Raw genomic sequence first — 2,624 nt, forward strand, 5'->3', positions numbered from 1 at the left:
GAGCGTGCGCGTCTCACCATCGAGAGTGCGCGTCTCACCATCGAGAGTGCACGCCGGCCTCTTCCGGAAGCCGAGCGTCCGCAACCCGGCCTACCGTCGCGGCATGGACACGGACAGCGCCACGATGCAGTACACCGCACCGCTCTGGGAGCCTCCGCTGGCTGGCGACGAGGTCGAGCACCTCCTCGGCGCCCTCGACCGGCTCCGGACGACGTTCCGCTTGAAGGCTGACGGTCTCGACGCCTCAGGCCTCGCCGCCCGGATCGGCGCCTCGACCCTCACCATCGGTGGTCTGCTCAAGCACCTCGCCGTCGTCGAGGACTTCCACACCACGGCAAAGCTGCGTGATGAGCCGCTCGGGGAGCCCTGGACATCGATGGACTGGGACGGCAGCGACGACTGGGACTTCCGGTCGGCCGCCGACGACAGCCCGGAGTCGTTGTACGAGCTGTATGACGGGTCTGTCCGGCGGGCACGCCAGCGGATCGCCACTGTCCTCGACGACGACGGCCTTGACCAACCCGTGCACGTTTCGATGCCGGACGGCACCCACGCCAACCTCCGACGCCTGCTCTTCGACCTCGTCGAGGAGTACGGCCGGCACACCGGTCACGCCGACCTCATCCGCGAGTCGGTCGACGGTCGGGTCGGCGAGGACCCACCGGCGGACTGGCGGCCGGTGCGCGGGTCGTACGAGTTCCACTAGACCTCCCCGAGGATGCTGACCCGGCTCGGGCCAGCATCCTTACCGAGCGCGCAGCGCGGAGACCGTCTCGGCGAGCCCTTGGTCGAGCGGACGGGGACGCCAGCCGAGCTCGCGCTCCGCCTTCTCCCGCGTGCCGAGGTAGGACGCGAGCGCCGACCGCAGGCTCTCCGGGTGGTAGAGCGGTGGCACGGGCACGACCTGGGTGACCACTGTCATGACCCGAGCACCGGCCTTGAGGACGGCAGTGGGCACGAGGAGCGGCCCCCTGGTGCCGGCGATGCGGGCTGTGCGCTGCAGCAGCTCGGCCAAGGTGGCACGGTCACCAGCGAGCATGTAGGACTCCCCCACCTGTCCCCGCTCCATCGCCAGGATGTGGCCGCGGGCGACATCGGAGACGTGCGCCCAGGTCAGCTCGCCGCCACCACGGGGAGCCTCGGCCCGCTTGCCCGCCACGACGCGGGCGATGAGCTCGCCGACCTGGGAGGTGTCACCCGGGCCGTAGATCCCTCCCGGCATGACGATGACGACGGGCACGCCCTCCGCTGCGAGACCATTCGCGAGCTCGTGGGCCTCGGCCTTCGTCCGGTCGTACTCCGACACGTGCCGCCCGCGGTATCGGTACGTCTCGTCGACCACCTGTCCGCGGGTGTCCGAGTTGACCGCGAGGGTGCTCGTGTAGACCACCTTCGCGGTGCCCGCTCGTTGCGCGGCCTGCAGGACGTGCCGGGTCCCCTCGACGTTCACCCGCTGCCCGGGGGTGGCATCCCGCTGTCCGAGCTTGTACCAGCCGGCGACGTGGAACAGCCCGTCCGCACCGGGCAGCAGCCGGTCGAGGGCGTCACGGTCGTCGAGGTCACCGGGCACGAGCTCGACACCGAGCCGCGACAGCTCGCCCGCCTTGGCGGGTGACCGGACGAGGGCGACGACGTCGTGGCCATCGGCGACGAGCTGCCGCGCCAGCTCACCTCCCACGAAGCCGGTGGCTCCGGTCACTGCGTAGCGCATGCCCCCAATTGTGGCCACCCCGTGACCAGAATGGCCGCGGTTGGAGGAGCGGGTGCCGCGCGTGGGTAGGGGGCAGGGCAACGACTCAAGGAGGCGAACCCGTGCCCAGAGGGATCCTGACCAGCGCCACGACGTGGCCGACCCAGCTCATCCTCGTCCGACACGGCCAGAGCATCGGCAACCTCGCCGATGAGCAGGCAAGAGCGGCGAGGGCGCCGCGGCTCGACCTCGAGTTCCGTGACGCCGACGTACCCCTCTCCGACACGGGACGGGAGCAGGCGGAGGCCCTCGGCCGCCACTTGGCCAAGCTGCCCGACACCGAGCTGCCCGAGGCTGTCGTCTCCTCGCCCTACCGACGTGCCGCCGAGACGGCGGAGCTGGCGCTCCAGACCTGGGGCGGTGAGGTCGACCTCCTCGTCGACGAGCGGCTGCGCGAGCGGGACCTCGGCGTCTTCGACGGGATGACCCGCTTCGGGATCCAGGAGGAGTATGCCGCGGAGGCCCAGCGGCGCGACCTCATCGGCAAGTTCTACTACGTGCCCCCGTCCGGCGAGAGCTGGTGCGACGTCAGCCTCCGGGTCCGCTCCATCATCCGTGACCTGGCCGGCTGGGAAGGCCGGCGTGTCTGGCTCTTCACCCACCAGGCCGTGATCATGAGCTTCCGCTACGTGCTCGAGAACCTCACCGAGCGCGAGCTGCTCGACATCGACCGCAGCGAGCGGCTGCCGAACTGCTCGATGACGCGCTACCGGCAGGAGGACGGGCGGCTGCTGCTCGACCGCTTCGCCGACACCTCCGCCGTGGACCGGGCCGCCGCCCCGACGACGGATGAGCCGAGCAAGACGGATCGAGTCGGCGATGTCGGCTGACGCAGCGGCCGGCGCCGACCCGTCGCGCGGCGGCGCCGGCGCCG

Annotated in this window: 3 protein-coding genes; 2 read left to right on the plus strand and 1 reads right to left on the minus strand. The window is 71.2% G+C overall.

Going from position 1 to position 2,624, the window contains the following annotated elements; translation table 11 throughout:
* Positions 1–103: 103 nt before the first annotated feature.
* Positions 104–706, plus strand: coding sequence for a mycothiol transferase (locus tag N864_RS21280; protein ID WP_240474442.1), 603 nt, complete (start codon positions 104–106; stop codon positions 704–706).
* Positions 707–745: 39 nt separating this feature from the next.
* Here the strand turns inward: N864_RS21280 and N864_RS21285 are convergent, their stop codons facing one another.
* Complete coding sequence (locus N864_RS21285; RefSeq protein WP_034722137.1) at positions 746–1,711, minus strand: NAD-dependent epimerase/dehydratase family protein; 966 nt, start codon at positions 1,709–1,711, stop codon at positions 746–748.
* A gap of 101 nt (positions 1,712–1,812) precedes the next feature.
* On the opposite strand from N864_RS21285, the gene N864_RS21290 reads away from it, so the two are divergent.
* Positions 1,813–2,580, plus strand: coding sequence for a histidine phosphatase family protein (locus N864_RS21290; protein ID WP_240474443.1), 768 nt, complete (start codon positions 1,813–1,815; stop codon positions 2,578–2,580).
* Positions 2,581–2,624: the final 44 nt, after the last annotated feature.

The organism is Intrasporangium chromatireducens Q5-1 (assembly GCF_000576575.1).
Classification (GTDB): Bacteria; Actinomycetota; Actinomycetes; order Actinomycetales; family Dermatophilaceae; genus Intrasporangium_A; species Intrasporangium_A chromatireducens.